This window comes from Streptomyces sp. SID5910, assembly GCF_009862125.1.
GTDB lineage: Bacteria > Actinomycetota > Actinomycetes > Streptomycetales > Streptomycetaceae > Streptomyces.
In genome coordinates this window covers 1-1,363 of record NZ_WWHX01000822.1, presented here as the reverse complement: position 1 = coordinate 1,363, position 1,363 = coordinate 1, and the positions used below count along the sequence as shown (strand labels likewise).

General features: G+C 72.0%; 2 protein-coding genes and 2 tRNA genes. 2 read left to right on the top strand and 2 right to left on the bottom strand.

Going from position 1 to position 1,363, the window contains the following annotated elements:
• Both GTW67_RS28860 and GTW67_RS28855 read left to right on the top strand, forming a co-directional pair.
• Positions 1–532: phosphotransferase family protein (locus GTW67_RS28860; protein ID WP_161167694.1), on the top strand; the 532-nt coding region annotated here is incomplete at its 5' end.
• A gap of 121 nt (positions 533–653) precedes the next feature.
• The gene (locus GTW67_RS28855) at positions 654–938 is read left to right on the top strand and encodes a TFIIB-type zinc ribbon-containing protein (RefSeq protein WP_161167693.1); all 285 of its coding nucleotides are present in this window, start codon (positions 654–656) and stop codon (positions 936–938) included.
• 85 nt (positions 939–1,023) lie between these two features.
• Here the strand turns inward: GTW67_RS28855 and GTW67_RS28850 are convergent.
• Positions 1,024–1,095, bottom strand: a tRNA-Val gene (locus tag GTW67_RS28850).
• A gap of 87 nt (positions 1,096–1,182) precedes the next feature.
• Positions 1,183–1,256 (bottom strand) — tRNA-Cys (locus tag GTW67_RS28845).
• Positions 1,257–1,363 lie beyond the last annotated feature (107 nt).

The window sequence follows — 1,363 nt, the reverse complement described above, 5'->3', positions numbered from 1 at the left end:
CGTCATGCGCGGCCCCGAGAAGGCGGCCCGCGCCCTCACCCTGCTGCGGACCACCGCCCCCCACCACCCGGGCACCGCCCCCGTACTGCGCGCCTGGGCCGCCCTGCCCGCCTGGGCACGGGGCGAGGCCGCCACGCCGGACACGGCCACCCTCTGCCACGGCGACCTCCACCTCGGCCAGCTCGTACGCCACCCCGCCCCCGACGGCCCCTGGCTGCTGATAGACGTCGACGACCTCGGCGTCGGCGTCCCCGCCTGGGACCTGGCCCGCCCTGCCGCCTGGTACGCCTGCGGACTCCTCCCGCCCGACGAGTGGAACCGCTTCCTGACCGCCTACCGCGACGCCGGAGGACCCGCCGTCCCGCCGGACGACGACCCCTGGCCCGCCCTGGACGTGCCGGCCCGCGCGCTCACCGCCCAGACCGCGGCCCGCGCCGTCACCAAGGCCGCCGCGGCCGGCCGCCCCCTGGACGAGGTGGAACACGCCCTGGTCGACGCCTGCGCGCGGATGGCCGCCGTCGCCCCCGCCTGACCTTCCTCCCCGCCGAGTTGAGCCCAGGTTTCCCCAAGTAGGGTGCAACCGACCGCCGCCGGACGGAGTCTGTCCTGGCGATACACGAAGCAGGACCGACCGGCGAGGAGTTGAGCCGAGCATGCAGTGCCCCAAGTGTCACGCACCGATGCACACCTACAACCGCAACGGCGTTCAGATCGAGCAGTGCAGCGGCTGCCGCGGGATCTTTCTCGACTACGGGGAGCTGGAGTCGCTGACCCGCCTGGAGTCGCAGTGGTCGCAGCCCGCCCCGCCGCCTCCGCCCGCCGCCCCGCAGGCCTACCCGGCCGCGCAGGCTCCCGCCTGGGGCGCCCCGCCGGCCGCCCACGGCCACTACGGTCACCACCGCCACAAGAGCTTCGGCCGCATGCTCTTCTCCAGCTGAGCCGCCCTCCCGCCGGAGCCGGAGCGCGGAGCGCGGACACGACGAAGCCCCCGGCCGTACGAGACGGCCGGGGGCTTCGGTGGTGTGGACGATACTGGGATTGAACCAGTGACCTCTTCCGTGTCAGGGAAGCGCTCTCCCGCTGAGCTAATCGTCCGGGGAGACACTGCGTGCGCGATACTGGGATTGAACCAGTGACCTCTTCCGTGTCAGGGAAGCGCTCTCCCGCTGAGCTAATCGTCCTTGGAGGTGGAGACGGGATTTGAACCCGTGTAGACGGCTTTGCAGGCCGTTGCCTCGCCTCTCGGCCACTCCACCAGGAGTGTAGGAGACCCGGGAGGCCTCCTGTTCCTGCGAGCGGACGACGAGGCTCGAACTCGCGACCTCAACCTTGGCAAGGTTGCGCTCTACCAACTGAGCTACGT